Below are 15154 nucleotides of genomic sequence, written 5' to 3'. Positions count from 1 at the left end.
GGAGGGCAAGCCATGACGCACGCGATGTCGCGCTTGGGCGCGATGATGTTTCTGCAGTTCTTCATCTGGGGCGCGTGGTTCGTCACCCTGGGCACGTACCTGGTGCAGGGGCCGCTGCAGGCCAGCGCAAGCCAGGTCGCCACGGCTTTCCTCAGCCAATCGATCGGCGCCATCGTCGCGCCCTTCCTGGTCGGCCTGATCGCCGACCGCTACTTCGCGGCGCAGCGCATCCTGGCGGTGCTGCATCTGGCCGGCGCGGTACTGATGTGGCTGGCCTCCACGGCCACCACGTTCAGCATGTTCTCGGCCTGGGTGATGGGCTACATGCTGCTGTTCATGCCCACCCTGGCGCTGGCCAACAGCGTGGCGATGCGGCATATGCAGTCGCCTGAAAAACAGTTCCCGCTGGTCCGGGTGGCCGGCAGCATCGGCTGGATCGTGGCCGGCGTGCTGATCGGCTGGCTGGGCTGGGAACAGGCGCACCGGCTGGAACGTACCTTCCAGATGGCGGCAATGGCCTCGCTGGCGCTGGGCCTGTATGCCTTCACCCTGCCGCATACGCCGCCGCTGGCGCAGCAGCGCGACGCCGGGCTGGGGCAGGTCCTGGGGCTGGATTCGCTGCGGCTGCTGAAGTCGCGCGCGTACCTGGTGTTCTTCCTGGCGTCCATCGCCATCTGCATCCCGCTGTCGTTCTATTACAACTTCACCAACCCTTACCTCAACGATCTGGGCGTGCGTGGCGCCGCCGGCCTGCAGTCGCTGGGCCAGGTGTCCGAAGTGCTGCTGATGCTGGCCATGCCGTTCCTGTTCGTGCGGTTGGGGGTGAAGACGATGCTGGCGGTGGGCATGGCGGCCTGGGTCGTGCGCTATGCCCTGTTCGCCTTTGGCGATGCGGGCGGCGGCTTCACGCTGCTGGTGATCGGCATCGTGCTGCACGGCATCTGCTACGACTTCTTCTTCGTCACCGGCCAGATCTACACCGATGCGCATGCCGGCCCCGCGGCCCGCAGCAGCGCGCAGGGGTTCATCACGCTGGCCACGTATGGGGTGGGCATGTTGATCGGCACGTTCCTGTCCGGCGCGGTGGTGGAGCACTACACCACGGCCGCGGGCCCGGACTGGCAGCAGATCTGGCTGTTCCCGGCGGGGGTGGCACTGGTCGTGCTGATCGCCTTCCTGTTCCTGTTCCGCGACCGGCCGGTGCTTGCGGTCGGCTCGTCCACGCCCTGAGGACCGCACCCGATGCCCCCACTTGGAATCGCCATCGTCGGCACCGGCATGATCGGTGCCGTGCACCGTCGCGCGGCGTTGCTTGCCGGTGCCGACGTGCGCGGCGTGGCCGCCTCGTCGCCGCAGCGCGCACGCGAGGTGGCGCAGTCGTGGAATCTCCCCCGCGCCTATCGGGACATCGACGAGGTGATCGCCGATCCACAGGTGCAGGTCGTGCACGTCTGCACGCCCAACCATCTGCACCGGGCCATGGCCGAGGCCGCGCTGCAGGCCGGCAAGCACGTGATCTGCGAGAAGCCGCTGGCCACCACGCTGGACGATGCGCAGGCCCTGGCTGCCCTGGCCGCGGCCAACGGGCGGGTGGCCACGGTCCCCTTCGTCTACCGCTACCACCCGGTGGTGCGTGAGGCACGTGCACGCATCGCGCACGGCGAACTGGGGCCGCTACACCTCATCCACGGCAGCTACCTGCAGGACTGGCTGCTCGACCCGGCCAGCAACAACTGGCGCGTGGACCCGGCACTGGGCGGCGCATCGCGCGTGTTCGCCGACATCGGCTCGCACTGGTGCGACCTGGTGGAATGGGTCGGCGGCGAGCGCTTCACCGAGGTCAGCGCGGCGTTCGCCACGGTGATCGCAGAGCGCGGCGCACAGGGAGCACAGAGCTTCAGCACCCCTGCCGCCGGTGGCGCCAGGCAGGCCGTCTCCAGCGAGGACGTGGCCGCGGCGATGTTCAGGACCGGTGCGGGCACGTTGGCGTCGCTCACCGTCAGCCAGGTGTCGGCCGGCCGCCACAACCGCCTCTGGTTCGAGATCGACGGCGCCAACGCCAGCGTGGCCTTCAACCAGGAAGACCCCGAGCGCCTGTGGATCGGCCGACCTGACCAGCGCGAGGAGACCTTCGTGCGCGGGCCGGGCGCCGGCAGCGCCGAACAACGCCGGCTGTCGGTGTTGCCGCCGGGGCATGCGCAGGGCTATGCCCAGTGCTTCGAGGCCTTTGTCGCCGATACCTATCGGGCCATCGACAGCGAGGCGCCGCAGGGCCTGCCGACGTTCGAAGACGGCGTGCGCTCGGCACTGATCGTCGAGCGCGTCATCGCATCGGCCAGGTCGCGCGCCTGGACCCCCATCGAATGAATCCCCGGAGGATGTACGGATGAAGGCACCCACACGCAGCATCGCCACCCTCGCCCTTCTGCTGCTCACCGCCCTGCCCGCCTTCGCCGGCGATCCCGGCGGCGCACGGCCGCCCATCGCGGTGCAGATGTACACCCTGCGCAACGCCGGCTCGCTGGACCAGCAGTTGAAGATCGTCCACGACGCAGGCGTGCACGCGGTGGAGACGGTTGGCACGCAGAATGTCAGTGCGGTCGAGCTCAAGCGGCTGCTGGACAAATACGCGATCCAGGCCATTTCGTCGCACACGGCGCTGGCCGATCTGCGCAACGACCTCGACGCGGTGGTGGCCTTCAACCGGGCGATCGGCAATACCACGCTGGTGGTGCCTTACCTGGACGCGAAGGACCGGCCGACCACCGCCGCGGGCTGGACCGCACTAGGCAGGGAGCTGGGCCGGATCGCAGAACAGCTGCGGCCCCAGGGCATGCGCCTGACCTACCACAACCACGACTTCGAGCTGGTGGACTTCAACGGCAGGACGGGCCTTGAACTGCTGTTCGACGCCGCCGGCCCCGGCCTGCAGACCGAGCTGGACCTGGCCTGGGTGGCGCGCGCGGGCCTGGACCCGGCGGTGATGCTGGGCAGGTTCGGCGGCCACGTGTTCGCGGTGCATGCCAAGGACAATGCGCCCAAGGGCCAGGCTGAAGACGAAGGCGGCTTCGCTGCCGTCGGCCAGGGCGTGCTGGACTGGAACGCCATCCTGCCGGCCGCCGCCCGTGCGGGCGTGCAGTGGTACATCATCGAGCACGACCAGCCCCGCGATCCGGCCGCGGTCATCCAGACCGGCGCGACCTATCTGCGCGAACACCTCCCCCCCACCGTGCCCACCCGTGCGAAACGCTAGTGCGAAGGAGCCCCGCTTGAATCGCTGTCTGAACCCCCGCTTGAAGTCGCTCGTCGCCGTGACCGCGCTGCTGTCGGGCGCCACGTATGCATCGCCGGCCTGGTCCAAGGACGACCCCGCCGCGGGCGCGCAGCTCTATACCACGCACTGCGTGGCGTGCCATGGCGCAACCCGGGCCGGCGTGCCGCCGACGTTCCCCGCGCTTACCGACGTCGGCAAGCGGCTGCAACCGGCGCAGATCAAGGACAAGATCAGCAAGGGCGGCGGCTTGATGCCCCCCTTCTCCCAGCTGTCGCAGCAGGAAATCGCCGACCTGGCCAGCTACCTGGCCAAGTAGGCGCCTGGCGTCATAGCTCGCGCACCCAGATGTTGCGGTAGCTCACCTTGGCATCGTGCTCCTGCAGGTAGAGCGGTGCGCACCCATGCGGTGCGTACGACGGCGCACCGATGTATTCGGTCTTGCCCGCCAGCACGGTGTCGTCCTGCACCAGCACGCCGTTGTGCAGCACCGTGATGCGCGCGGGCGAGATCAGCCCGCCGCCCTTCGCAAAGCGCGGTGCCTTCCAGACGATGTCGTAGGCCTGCCACTGCCCCGGTGCGCGCGAGGCATTCACCAACGGCATCGCCTGCTTGTAGATCGACCCCGCCTGGCCGTTGGCATAGGTGGGGTTGTTGTCACTGTCGAGCACCTGCAGCTCATACCGTTCCTGCAGGAAGATGCCGCTGTTGCCCCGGTCCTGGCCTTCGAAGCCGGCCGTCACCACGGGCGTCCGCCACTCGACATGCAACTGGATGTCGCAGAACGATTGCCGGGTGCGGATGCCCTTGCTGCCCGGCACCACCGTGAGGGCACCGTCGGCGACCGACCACGGCACGCGTCCGCCCTGCTCGGCCTCCCACGCCGACACGTCCTTGCCGTCGAACAGCACGATCGCATCGGATGGCGCGCCGCCTTCGGGCGTCGCCACGCTGGCGGGCACGGGCGTCCACACTTCCGTCTTCGCCGGGTCGCGTGCGGGGTCGCTGCCCGCATGCGCGAACACCGGTGCCGCCGCCAGCATGCCGGCGGCCATCAGCAGCGGGTTGATCCTCCGGGTGCGGTCCATCAGCCGGTCCCCCATGCGGGGGTGCCGGGCACGTACGCCAGGTCGCCGTCATAGCGCCCCGGCACGGCGACATAGCGCAGCACTTCGGTGGCCCCCACCTTCGAGGTGAAGAAACCGAAGATGGCCAGCTGCTTGATCATCGTGAAGTAATGCGGCATGGCGTCTCCCTCCTCGGCGGTACCGGTCTCGGTCACCTCGACCGCGCGTGCCTTGGCTTCTGCATCCAGTGCCCGCAGCAGCTCGGCACGGGCCGGTGCTGCGAGCGACACGAACCGGCCGCCGGCCCGTTTGTCGATATCGGCCAGGCCCGCGCGGAAGGTTGCCTGCTGCCGGGCGGTGTAACAGTCCGTGACGAACTGCGCCATGAAGGCACCGGCGGCGGCCTCCTTCGCCCCGGGCGTGGTGGTCCGGGGCAGGATGGTCTCGGCGATCTCGTCCAGCGTGCCCACCTCCGTGGCGGAGAACATCGTCTTCGCGGCGGCAGCAGGCGCCTGGCCCTGGGCGAGCGCGGGCAGGCCGATCATGGCCGCGCCGGTGGCGGCGACAATCATCTTCAGCAGTTCGCGACGATCCATCACAGGTTCCCCGCTTTCAGTTCGCGCACGGCATGATCGGCGGCCCGCGCGGTCAGCGCCATGTAGGTCAGCGACGGGTTCACGCAGGCGCTGGAGGTCATGCACGCACCGTCGGTGACATACACGTTGGGCGCATCCCATACCTGGTTGTGGGCGTTCAGGACCGAGCTCCTGCGGTCACGCCCCATCCGCGCGGTGCCCATTTCATGGATGCCCTTGCCGGGCGCGTAGTCGTTGTCGTGCATCTCCACGTCCTTGACGCCGGCGGCCTCGAGCATCTCGGCGGCGTCGGCGGCCATGTCCTTGCGCATGGCCTTCTCGTTGGCGCGCATGGACACATCCATCGCCAACACCGGCAGGCCCCATTTGTCCTGGCGGCCGGTGTCCAGGCGGATCGTGTTGTCGTGGTGCGGCAGCATCTCGCCGAAGCCGGTCATGCCGATGCGCCAGTCGCCCGGCACGGTCAGCGCCTCCTTCAGGTCGGCACCAATGTTCATCTCGGCGATCTCGCGGGACCACCCGTTGCGGCTGGCGCCGCCTTGGTAGCCAAACCCGCGCAGGTAGCCGCGCTTGTCCGTGGCCACGTTGCGGAAGCGCGGAATGTAGAAACCGCATGGGCGACGGCCGAAATAGTACTTGTCGTCGTAGCCTTCGACGCGGCCGGACGCGCCGGCCCCGAAATGATGGTCCATGACGTTGTGCCCCAGCTCGCCGGACGAGGCGCCCAGCCCCCCTTCCCAGACATCGGTGGCCGAGTTCATCAGCAGCCAGGTCGAGTTGAACGAGGAGGCGTTGAGGAAGATCACCTTGGCCGTGTACTGGTAGGTCTGCCCGGTCTCGGCGTCGATCACCTCCACCCCGCGCGCCCGCTTGCGGTCCTTGTCGTAGAGCACTTCCTTGACGATCGAGAACGGCCGCAGGGTCAGGTTGCCGGTCTTCATGGCCGCCGGCAGCGTGGCCGCCTGGGTGGAAAAATAGGCCCCGAACGGACAGCCGAGGATGCACTTGTTGCGATACTGGCAGTTGACGCGCCCCTGCCCGGGCATCGGTTGGGTGATGTTGGCGGTGCGCGAGTGGATCATGTGGCGCGTGCCGCCAAACGCCTTCTTGATCCGCGCGGCCACATCCTTCTCGACGATGTTCAGCGGGATCGGCGGCAGGAACTCGCCATCGGGCAGTACATCCAGCCCTTCGCGCGTGCCGGCGATACCGGCGAATTTTTCCACGTGGTCATACCACGGCGCGATGTCGGCATAGCGGATCGGCCAGTCGGTGGCGATGCCGTCCTTGAGGTTGGCCTCGAAATCCAGGTCGGAGAAGCGGTAGCTCTGCCGGCCCCACATCAGCGATCGCCCGCCCACGTGGTAGCCGCGGAACCAGTCGAAGCGCTGGGTCTCGATGTAGGGCGAGTCCTGTTCGTCGGCCCACATGCCTTCCAGGTTCTCGGCCAGCGCATAGTCGCGCATCAACACCGGGAACGCCGCCTTCATCGCCTGGGTGGGGCGGTTGCGGTGGGGGAAGTCCCACGCCTCCTTCATCGCGTTGACGTAGTCCTTGACGTGCTCGATGTTGCGGCCGCGCTCCAGCATCAACACCTTGAGGCCTTTTTCGGTCAGCTCCTTCGCTGCCCAACCGCCACTGATTCCCGAGCCAACGACGATGGCGTCGTAATGATTGTCTGCCATGGGTTTTTCACCTGGGTGGATATCGTTTCAGACGTCGCAGAGGCCGATTGCCTCGCGCAGCGAGCCGACGGGATCGGGCGCGGCAGGCATGAACTCCTGCGCCAGATACCCGTCAAAACCTGTGTCGCGGATCGCGCGACAGATGGCCGGATAGTTGAGCTCCTGCTGGTCCCCGATTTCATGCCGGCCAGGCACGCCCGCGGTGTGGTAGTGCTTGAAGCACGCATGGTGCCGACCAATGGTGGCGATGATGTCGCCCTCCATGATCTGCATGTGATAGATGTCGTAGAGCAGCCCGAAGTTGTCCGACCCGAGCCGCTGGCACAGCTCAACGCCCCAGGCGGAGTGGTCGCACAGGTAGTCGGGATGGTCGACCCGGGAGTTCAGCAGTTCCATCACCAGCACCACGCCGCGCTTCTCGGCGTGGCCGAGGATGCGCTTGAGCCCGGCCTCGGCGTTGGCCATGCCCTGCTGCGGATCCATGCCGCTGCGGTTGCCGGAAAAGCAGATGAGGTTGCGGTAGCCGGCGTCGGCCACCAAGTCGATGTGCCGGGTGTACCGCGCCACCAGTTCATCGTGGAACTGGGTGCCCGCAAAGCCCCGGGTGAGGCCCAGTTCGGCGCCGTTGCACATGGCGCTGTCCACGCCATGGGCCTTCAGCGTGGGCCAGTCCTCCGGACCGACCAGGTCGATGGCGGCAAAGCCGATGTGCTTGACCGTGGTGCACAGCTGGGCGACCGAGAGCTGCGGGAAGGTCCAGCGGGCGACGGACTGCTTGAGGTGGCCTCTGAGCGGCGCGGTGGCGGTGGCGGTAGCGGCAGGCAGCAGCCCCGCCGCGCCCAGTGCAACGCTCCCGGCCACCGCGATGCGCAACGCATCGCGCCGTGTGAGCTGCGGGGCCTGGCCGGGGCCGATCGACTGGATGGGCATCCACTTTCCGGCCTCCCAACCGGTATCAAACGCTGGCGATTCGGTTCAATGCAATCGATTGCACCATAGAGCAGGCCTTCTTTTTTTTGCAAGACGCAGTGCACTAAAACCCATGTTGCACGGCACAACATCTGTCGCGGGTGCAGGGGGCCAGGCGCGCGATCGGGTCAGCGTCGCTGTGCGAGCAGTCCGCGCAGGATGCACGGAGAGAGTGCGACCACGATGCCGGTGAGCAGATAGGGCATCCATCCATTGGACAGCAACGCCATGGGATCGTCGGCCACTTTCAGCTTGCGGAAATTGCTGCCGCTGGCGGCGAGCAGGAATCCCACGCCCACCAGCGGGAAGAAGACGATGCTGAACCAGCACGCCAGCAGGCCCTTGAGGTTCCGCTTCTGGTCCACCCAGGCATTCAGCCGTCCGTCGCGACGGTAGGTGAGCAAGCCGTAGCCGACCACGATGCCCAGCGGGAACGTCAGCACCACCAGGCTGTAGTACACCGAGGCCATCGCGCCCAGGCCGGAGCGCCTGGCGTAGTAGTCGCCGGGCCCGACGCGGCGCAGCCATTGGACCCAATGCGGCATCGGCTGCCCGCCCTGTTGAAGCGTCCAGACATGCCAGGCGGCGACCGATGCCACTGCGATGACCAGCCCTGCCAGCGCCAGGGCGATCCATGCCGCCTTGTGCGGGCGGCACAACGGCACCTTCGGATGGCGCGGGGACGCAGACCGGTGCCAACGGGGGACGTATTTCAAGCGCAGGCCTCACTCACGGGGTTGGACGAACGGAAGGCAGGTCGCGCGGATGATACGCACTCGATGCGTCTCGGGCATGGCGCCTTGCCGGTCTGCTGGGCATGCAGGCGATACGAGAGAGAAAAAGGTACTTGCCGTTCTGGGGCGGGTCCGTGCGCCGCGACGACAGAATCCCCGCAAGTGGGCGAAGAACCAAAAAAAAGAGCCCCATCGCTGGGGCTCCTCCTGCATATCGACCAGGGCACGCTGCCCGGTGTCTGCTTAGAAGGGTTGTGCACACATGTTGTGCATACCTCATTACTCGGCATCTCTCTAAAACACTGCCTTTCTAGGAACTCATTCACCATGGATAGCACCATTTATTCTACCAAATGGAAAATTTGGGTGAGAAAGAGTGCCCACTGACCTCAATCCTATATTTTTCTCAACACTTCAGAGGGGGACGCTATGACTCTCCTTGCCCGAACTCGGTACGGGCCGCCCGCAGCACGCGAGCCGGTTCAGAGCTGAGGGCTTCGGCAGGTGGCATGCCGTTGAGCAGAGCGTGCGGTGAGAGAAACCACTCTGCCTCACGCCATCCGGTGCTGTGAAGTTGCCCGTACGGCTCGATCTCGAAATGACCGATTGCACGCAGTGCTGACAGGATTTCTGCCAAATATTCAACGGGCTCGCCGTTTTCACCAAACTGCCAGTCTGGGTAGCGATAGCCGGGCACAGGCTTCGTTACATAGACCCCGAGTAGCTGGCCGGCTCTGCGCAGCTGACCGGCTAGGCCGCTACCACTGGTCAATGACGGGCCGAGCTGTGAACTGACTTCGGCGGCGCTATGCCACTGTGCGGCAAGTTCATCTCGCCTGACGGCGGCGTCGGACAGGATCTTCTGGGCCGATGAGCAGGCGTCGGAACGCCGTGGTGCGCCCGTTGCTTCTGCCTGTGGCTTTAGCTGTTCTTGGAGAGATGCTTCAGTGAAATTGCCCGTTGCGTGGATGCGATCGAGCAGGAGTCGAAGCGCGATCGCTAATCCCTCGTCCTCTGATGGGTAGGGAGACGCAAACAGAGGTATCTGAACCCACAGATGCTCCTGTCCTGGGTGTACATAGGGGCGATGATCATCAAGCAGCAAGGCCGCGCCTAATTTTGGTGTGGCTAGCCGTAGATCCTTCGTGCTGCCCGTCCAATGGATGTATTCAAGGCTCGCGAACCACGGAGGCGCGCTTCCTTCACGAACCAACAAATCGGCAATGCTGCGAAAGCGCTCTTCCGGCACAGTCGTAAACATCATGAGCTGACTGAAGTGCGATCGGACGTCCTCCAAGAACCGACAGAGGCCGGGTCTTGGAATCTGGCTTATCGCATTGGAAATGAGTGTCCCTTCGAGGTCCAATGCCAGAATGCTCGGCTTCATGTGTTGTCTCTAGCGAGGAGCGTGTGTACACCTTGCTCCTGGACACTCTCGCTGTCCAACACGTGAGCCTACTGGTACACATGCAGCGTGAGCCTACTGGTACGCATGTAGCGTGAGCCTACTGGTACTTGTTGCCTGCAACTGACAAAAGGATCACCTTTGCTGTGCTGCTCGGCAGGGCGGCACCACTAGGTCGGCTGGAATGTTTAGCTCAAGGATCGGCATAGAAGCCATGGGTGGTCGCCGCTGCGCCGCGGCTCTCTTAGTTGCCGCGATGAGGGATCGACAATGTTCAGAACTAGTCACACACATCCTCTGCATATCGCCACGATCGCTGTCGGAGTCAGTGGCGGCGCAGTAGGTGTAACTTTCGCGCCAGGGAAGTTTCAAAAGGCCGCGATGACGGGGCCATGGAGTCGTGACATTGACGTGGACCTTTGCGCGATTCGCCAGTGGGGCGCGGGGTACCTGATCTCCCTGATTGAGCCATGGGAGTTCGATGAGCTTAGGATTGCCGCGCTGCCAGAGCGGGCGATGGCGCAGGGAATCAAGTGGTACGGACTTCCAATCGTAGACGGCGCAGCGCCTAACAGTTCCTTCTCGGAGGCATGGCGCGAGTTGGGCCCAGCACTCAGTAATGAGTTGTTGCGCGGAAGCCGCGCAGTTGTGCATTGTAAGGGCGGGCTAGGACGAGCTGGCACCGTAGCGTGCTTGTTGCTGTTAGAAACAGGCACGGCTGCCACTGGTGAGCAGGCCATGAGCATGGTTCGTCAGGTCAGGCCGGGTGCGATCGAGACGCATGAGCAGGAGGACTTCATACGCGCCTGGAGTCCAGGTTCGGGCAGCTAGGCTACAGGCAACTGACACCGTCGACCGGCCGGACTGCAGAAGTCATAGGTTTTGGACCGCGGGTGCCTAGGTAGCGCTCTTGCTCGATTCCTTGCGTGGGGAGTCCTCGGAAGTCGGCTGGCGCAGCGTCGACAGGATGGTGCACTCAGCTCGCTGTCCGCCGTGACAACTGGCGATTACCCGTTCCAGTTCGTTGGCCATACGTTGCAAGTCTGCCATCCGGGCGCGAATGTCGGACAAGTGGCTGCGGGCCAGACGATCCACATCCACGCACGACAGGCCCTCGTCTCCGGCCAGCTGCAGCAGGCTACGGACCTCTTCCAGGCTGAAGCCCAAATCCCGACCGCGGGCAATGAAGCGCAGGCGCTCAATGTCCGCCAATCCGTAGACCCGGTAACCATTGCCTGATCGTCCCGGCCTCGGGAGCAAGCCGATACGCTCGTAGTAGCGGATCGTCTCCAGATGGCACCCGCTGGCGGTGGCGGCGTCACTAATTTTCATTCGTAGTAGGCTTGACTCCGTAGTAGCTACGGACTTTACCCTCGTGGGCCCTGCCATGCCAGCGGACCGCGCCGGCCCGGCTCCCCTGCGATGGAGAAGATCCGATGAGTGATTGCGGCTGCCACCACGAGGCAAAGAACGCGCAGGAACGGCGCGTGCTGTGGATCGCTCTGGCCCTGAACGCTGCAATGGCGGTGATTGGCGGCATTGCCGGCTGGATCGCCCATTCCACCGGCTTGCTTGCCGACGCACTGGACATGCTCTCCGACGCCACGGCCTACGCCATTGGGTTGGTCGCTATTGGTCGGACGGCGCGCTTCAAGGCCAACGCTGCTTGGGTCAGCGGTAGCGTGCTGCTGATTCTGGGCGTTGGCGTGCTGGTCGAGGTCGGTCGCCGCGTACTCCACGGGGCTGAACCGGTAAGCGGGTGGATGATCGGTACGGCTCTATTGTCGCTAGTGGTCAATCTCGCGGTCCTTCGCATGCTGGCGCCACTGAAGTCTGGCGAAGTACATCTGCGGGCGACGTGGCTTTTCACCCGAGCCGATGTGGTAGCCAACGTGGGCGTGATCCTGGCTGGCCTACTGGTGTGGTGGCTGGCCAGTCCATATCCGGATTTCGTAATCGGTGCCCTTATCGGCCTCTACGTGATGAAGGAAGCCTTTGAAATATTGGGCGACGCGCGCCGGGCACGCGCCGACGCGCGCAAGACCCCTGCATGACCGCGGGCGGCCAGCTGGGATTTTCCCTGCGCTGGTTGCTGCTGGCGCAATTGGCTGTCGGCCGGTATTTGCCTGAAATCGAGGCCGAAACGCGTGCAGATGCGTATGAGCATCTGCACGCGCCCTTTCGACCGCCAATTTCCGGGTGACGCATGTGGGCGCAGGCCGATCCCTGTGATCTCGAGAACCTTCGGAGTACTTCCATGTCTGTGCGATGGGCGGCCTTGGCCGCGTTGCTGTTAACGGGCGCAGCAGCGATGCCTGCGGCGGCGGTCGAGTTGATGACCTTGGACGATGCCTTTGCACGCGTAGCCCAAACCCATCCCGAGCTGCGTCTGGTCGATGCGCGAGCCACTGTCCTCGTTGCCGAGCGAGATAAGGCGGTGCAGCGCCCACCCTGGACGCTCGGTGCCGAGGTCGAAAACGCGCTGGGCACCGGCGCGGCCGGTGGCTTGGACAGCGCCGAGTTGACCTTGAGCCTGAGTTCGGTGCTGGAGCGCGGCGGCAAGCTCGACGCCCGCCGTACCTTGGCACAAAGCCGGATTGATGCGCTGGCCGTGCAGCGCGAGACCGGGCGCCTGGACTTGCTAGCCGAGACGGCGCAGCGCTATTTGGCTGTCGTTGGTGCCGACCGGCAACGAAGCCTAGCGGACATCGATGTTGGCCAACGCCAGCGAACCGTGGCCGCCGCCAGGCAGCGCCTGCAGGCCGGCGCTTCACCCGAGTCGGTCCTGCTCACCGCGCAGGCAGCGCTTGCGCGGGCCGAGCTGACGCGTGATCGGGCCGAGCAACAGCGACTCGCTGCTCGTCAGCATCTGGCCGCTTTGTGGGGCGAACGTACTCCCAGCTTCGAGGTGGCCCCGGCCGATCCGATGGCCCTGCCGAAGATCGCCTCCATGCAGACGCTGGCCGATGAGTTGGAACGGACTCCGGAATTGGCGCAGTTTGCCGACGCCCGCCGGATCGCGCAGGCACGACTGCAGCTGGCGCGTTCAGCGGCCTCACCGGACCTGTCCTGGCAGCTCGGAGTGCGCCGACTACAGGAGACCGATGACACCGCGCTGGTCGCCAGCTTATCCATGCCGCTGGGTAGCCGCAGCCGCGCACAGCCAGAGATTCGCGCCGGCGAAGCCGAGCTGCAGGTCCTGACGATCGAGCGCGAGGCCAAGGGCCTGTCGCTGTACTCCACGCTGGTCGAAGCCCATGGCCGCTACACCGTGGCACAGGCCGAGGTGGCGCGCCTGCACGGCGACGTGTTGCCGAAGCTGGCCCGAGCCGAGCAGGCCGCTGAGCGTGCCTATCGTGCTGGGGCGATCAGTTACCTGGAATGGGCACAGTTGCAGTCCGAACGCGCCGCCATGGCCCAGCAACAGCTGGACGTCGCCTTGGATGCGCAGCGCGCCCTGATCGAAATTCAACGACTGACCGGCCAGGCGCTTGTCACGCCGCCGGCTGCCGCTTCCACTGGAGAGACCCCATGAATCGCTTTTCCTGGACCGCACTGGGCATGGCCCTGATGCTGGCGGCCTGCAACGCGTCGACCCCCAACGAAGCATCTGAAGGAGGCCACGCCGCTGAGGGCGAAGAGCACGGCGAGCACGAGGAAGCGCCGCTGGAAACCGAGATCGCGGCCAAAGCTGCGCAGGCGGCGGGTATCCAGGTCGCGCCGGCTGGACCCGGTGAGATTGCCGATGAGCATGAGGTGCAAGGGCTGTTGACCCCAATCGATGGGCGCATCGCGCAGGTCACTGCACGCTTCCCCGGACCGGTCCGTTCCGTGCGAGTGGGCGTGGGTGACCAGGTACGCACCGGCCAGGTGCTCGCGACAGTGGAGAGCAACCTCAGCCTGACCACCTACACCATCACCGCGCCGATCAATGGCGTGGTCATGGCGCGTACGGCCACCGTGGGCATGTCGGCGCCTGAGGGCGCCCCGCTGTTCGAGGTCGCCGACCTGTCCACGCTGTGGGTGGACCTGCACATCTTCGGCGCCGACGCCCAGCACATCAGTGCCGGCGTGCCGGTGACGGTCACCCGCTTGAGCGATGGCGTCACGGCGCAGACCACATTGGAGCGCGTCCTGCCCGGCACCGCCACTGCCAGCCAAAGCACCATCGCCCGCGCCACCGTGGCTAATACCGATGGGCTGTGGCGGCCGGGTTCAGCGGTCAAGGCGCGGGTCACCGTGGATCGCCAATCGGCGTCGCTGGTGGTTCCGATCACCGCCCTGCAGACCGCACAGGACCAGGACGTTGTCTACGTGCAGCAGGGCGAGACGTACCACACCCGGCCGATCAAGCTGGGGCGCCGCGACGCCGAACGCGCCGAAGTGCTGGAAGGGCTCAAGGCGGGTGAACGAGTGGTGGTGGCCCAAAGCTTCCTGATCAAGGCCGACATCGAAAAATCCACCGTGGAAGAGGAATGAGGCCCGCCATGCTCGAACGCCTCATTGGTCTGTCCATCCGCCACCGCTGGCTGACGCTGGTGCTCACCGCTGCGCTAGTCGCACTGGGCGTGTGGAGCTACCGTCACCTGTCCATTGACGCCACGCCCGACATCACCAACGTCCAGGTCCAGATCAACACCCAGGCCCCGGGTTACTCGCCGCTGGAGGCCGAGCAGCGAGTGACCTTCGCCATTGAAACGGCCATGGCCGGGCTACCAAAGCTGGACTACAGCCGCTCGCTGTCGCGCTACGGACTCTCCCAGGTCACTGTCGTCTTCAAAGACGGCACCGACCTGTACTTTGCCCGCCAGCAGGTCGCCGAAAGGCTACAGCAGATCGCATCTCAGCTGCCCGAAGGGTTGGACCCAGAGATGGGTCCCATCTCTACCGGCCTGGGCGAGATCTTCATGTACACCGTGGAGGCTGAGCCCAACGCCCGCAAGCCCGACGGCACCCCGTATACCGCCACGGACCTGCGCACCCTGCAGGACTGGGTGATCCGGCCGCAGCTGCGCACCACGCCTGGAGTGACCGAGGTCAACACAATCGGTGGCTTTGAGCGGCAGATCCACATCACCCCGGATCCGGCCCAGTTAGTGGCACTGGGCTTTACGCTGAACGATGTGGTCGCAGCGGTCATGCGCAATAACCAGAACATCGGTGCCGGCTACATCGAGCGCAACGGCCAGCAATTTCTGGTCCGCGTGCCCGGCCAGCTGGCCAATCTGGACGCGATTGGGAACATCGTGCTGGACCGGCGCGATGGCGTGCCCATTCGCGTCCGCGACGTCGCTAGCGTAGGCGAAGGCAAGGAGCTGCGCACGGGTGCGGCGACCCAGAATGGCCATGAGGTCGTGGTCGGTACCGCCTTCATGCTGTTCGGCGCAAACAGCCGGGAAGTCTCCCAGGCAGCCGCGGCCAAGCTGG

The 15154-nt window shown here is 65.6% G+C and carries 16 protein-coding genes and 1 pseudogene; 10 read left to right on the top strand and 7 right to left on the bottom strand.

Annotation, left to right across the window (positions count from 1 at the left end; genetic code table 11):
- Nucleotides 1-12 precede the first annotated feature (12 nt).
- From RSA25_RS04550 to RSA25_RS04535, 4 genes are read left to right on the top strand one after another with little or no spacing between them, the layout of a single operon-like run.
- Nucleotides 13-1230: a nucleoside permease gene (locus RSA25_RS04550; RefSeq protein WP_332807717.1), complete on the top strand. Its 1218-nt coding sequence runs from the start codon at nucleotides 13-15 to the stop codon at nucleotides 1228-1230.
- A 12-nt stretch (nucleotides 1231-1242) separates the two neighbouring features.
- Entirely contained in the window at nucleotides 1243-2367 is a 1125-nt protein-coding gene (locus RSA25_RS04545; RefSeq protein ID WP_332807716.1) for a Gfo/Idh/MocA family oxidoreductase, read from the top strand.
- A 19-nt stretch (nucleotides 2368-2386) separates the two neighbouring features.
- Nucleotides 2387-3253 carry a sugar phosphate isomerase/epimerase gene (locus RSA25_RS04540; RefSeq protein ID WP_332807715.1) on the top strand — a complete coding sequence of 289 codons (867 nt, stop codon included), beginning with the start codon at nucleotides 2387-2389 and terminating at the stop codon, nucleotides 3251-3253.
- Nucleotides 3254-3293: 40 nt separating this feature from the next.
- Nucleotides 3294-3590, top strand: coding sequence for a cytochrome c (locus RSA25_RS04535; RefSeq protein ID WP_332807746.1), 297 nt, complete (start codon nucleotides 3294-3296; stop codon nucleotides 3588-3590).
- 10 nt (nucleotides 3591-3600) lie between these two features.
- Here the strand turns inward: RSA25_RS04535 and RSA25_RS04530 are convergent, their stop codons facing one another.
- From RSA25_RS04530 to RSA25_RS04505, 6 genes are all read right to left on the bottom strand, one after another.
- Nucleotides 3601-4374, bottom strand: a complete 774-nt coding sequence (locus RSA25_RS04530) for a DUF1080 domain-containing protein (protein ID WP_332807714.1) — start codon at nucleotides 4372-4374, stop codon at nucleotides 3601-3603.
- A complete protein-coding gene (locus RSA25_RS04525; protein ID WP_332807713.1) occupies nucleotides 4359-4934 on the bottom strand; it encodes a gluconate 2-dehydrogenase subunit 3 family protein in 576 nt (191 codons plus the stop codon). The genes RSA25_RS04530 and RSA25_RS04525 overlap by 16 nt, the downstream gene beginning before the upstream one ends.
- Nucleotides 4934-6619 carry a GMC family oxidoreductase gene (locus RSA25_RS04520; protein ID WP_332807712.1) on the bottom strand — a complete coding sequence of 562 codons (1686 nt, stop codon included), beginning with the start codon at nucleotides 6617-6619 and terminating at the stop codon, nucleotides 4934-4936. Before RSA25_RS04520 ends, RSA25_RS04525 begins: the two co-directional genes overlap by 1 nt.
- 27 nt (nucleotides 6620-6646) lie before the next feature.
- Nucleotides 6647-7549 (bottom strand): TIM barrel protein, encoded by a 903-nt coding sequence (locus tag RSA25_RS04515; protein WP_332807711.1) that lies wholly within the window; start codon nucleotides 7547-7549, stop codon nucleotides 6647-6649.
- A gap of 167 nt (nucleotides 7550-7716) precedes the next feature.
- Complete coding sequence (locus RSA25_RS04510) at nucleotides 7717-8247, bottom strand: hypothetical protein (protein WP_332807710.1); 531 nt, start codon at nucleotides 8245-8247, stop codon at nucleotides 7717-7719.
- Between the two features lie 502 nt (nucleotides 8248-8749).
- Entirely contained in the window at nucleotides 8750-9709 is a 960-nt protein-coding gene (locus tag RSA25_RS04505) for an NIF family HAD-type phosphatase (RefSeq protein WP_223276915.1), read from the bottom strand.
- A 288-nt stretch (nucleotides 9710-9997) separates the two neighbouring features.
- Between RSA25_RS04505 and RSA25_RS04500 the strand changes: the two genes are divergently transcribed.
- Nucleotides 9998-10558: a cyclin-dependent kinase inhibitor 3 family protein gene (locus RSA25_RS04500; protein ID WP_332807709.1), complete on the top strand. Its 561-nt coding sequence runs from the start codon at nucleotides 9998-10000 to the stop codon at nucleotides 10556-10558.
- Nucleotides 10559-10624: 66 nt separating this feature from the next.
- Here RSA25_RS04500 and RSA25_RS04495 read toward each other — a convergent pair whose 3' ends face one another.
- The gene (locus RSA25_RS04495; RefSeq protein WP_049397645.1) at nucleotides 10625-11059 is read right to left on the bottom strand and encodes a helix-turn-helix domain-containing protein; all 435 of its coding nucleotides are present in this window, start codon (nucleotides 11057-11059) and stop codon (nucleotides 10625-10627) included.
- A 104-nt stretch (nucleotides 11060-11163) separates the two neighbouring features.
- Between RSA25_RS04495 and RSA25_RS04490 the strand changes: the two genes are divergently transcribed.
- From RSA25_RS04490 to RSA25_RS04470, 5 genes and pseudogenes are all read left to right on the top strand, one after another.
- The gene (locus RSA25_RS04490) at nucleotides 11164-11781 is read left to right on the top strand and encodes a cation diffusion facilitator family transporter (RefSeq protein ID WP_049397646.1); all 618 of its coding nucleotides are present in this window, start codon (nucleotides 11164-11166) and stop codon (nucleotides 11779-11781) included.
- Nucleotides 11778-11930: a hypothetical protein gene (locus RSA25_RS04485; protein WP_162838286.1), complete on the top strand. Its 153-nt coding sequence runs from the start codon at nucleotides 11778-11780 to the stop codon at nucleotides 11928-11930. Before RSA25_RS04490 ends, RSA25_RS04485 begins: the two co-directional genes overlap by 4 nt.
- Before the next feature lie 108 nt (nucleotides 11931-12038).
- A complete protein-coding gene (locus tag RSA25_RS04480) occupies nucleotides 12039-13262 on the top strand; it encodes a TolC family protein (protein WP_223276982.1) in 1224 nt (407 codons plus the stop codon).
- Nucleotides 13263-13399: 137 nt separating this feature from the next.
- A pseudogene (locus RSA25_RS04475) lies at nucleotides 13400-14206 on the top strand (efflux RND transporter periplasmic adaptor subunit); the annotation flags it as partial.
- 8 nt (nucleotides 14207-14214) lie between these two features.
- Nucleotides 14215-15154: efflux RND transporter permease subunit (locus tag RSA25_RS04470; protein ID WP_332807708.1), on the top strand; the 940-nt coding region annotated here is incomplete at its 3' end.

This window comes from Stenotrophomonas sp., from assembly GCF_036662295.1.
Lineage (GTDB): Bacteria > Pseudomonadota > Gammaproteobacteria > Xanthomonadales > Xanthomonadaceae > Stenotrophomonas.
This window is presented reverse-complemented; position numbering and strand designations above follow the sequence as displayed.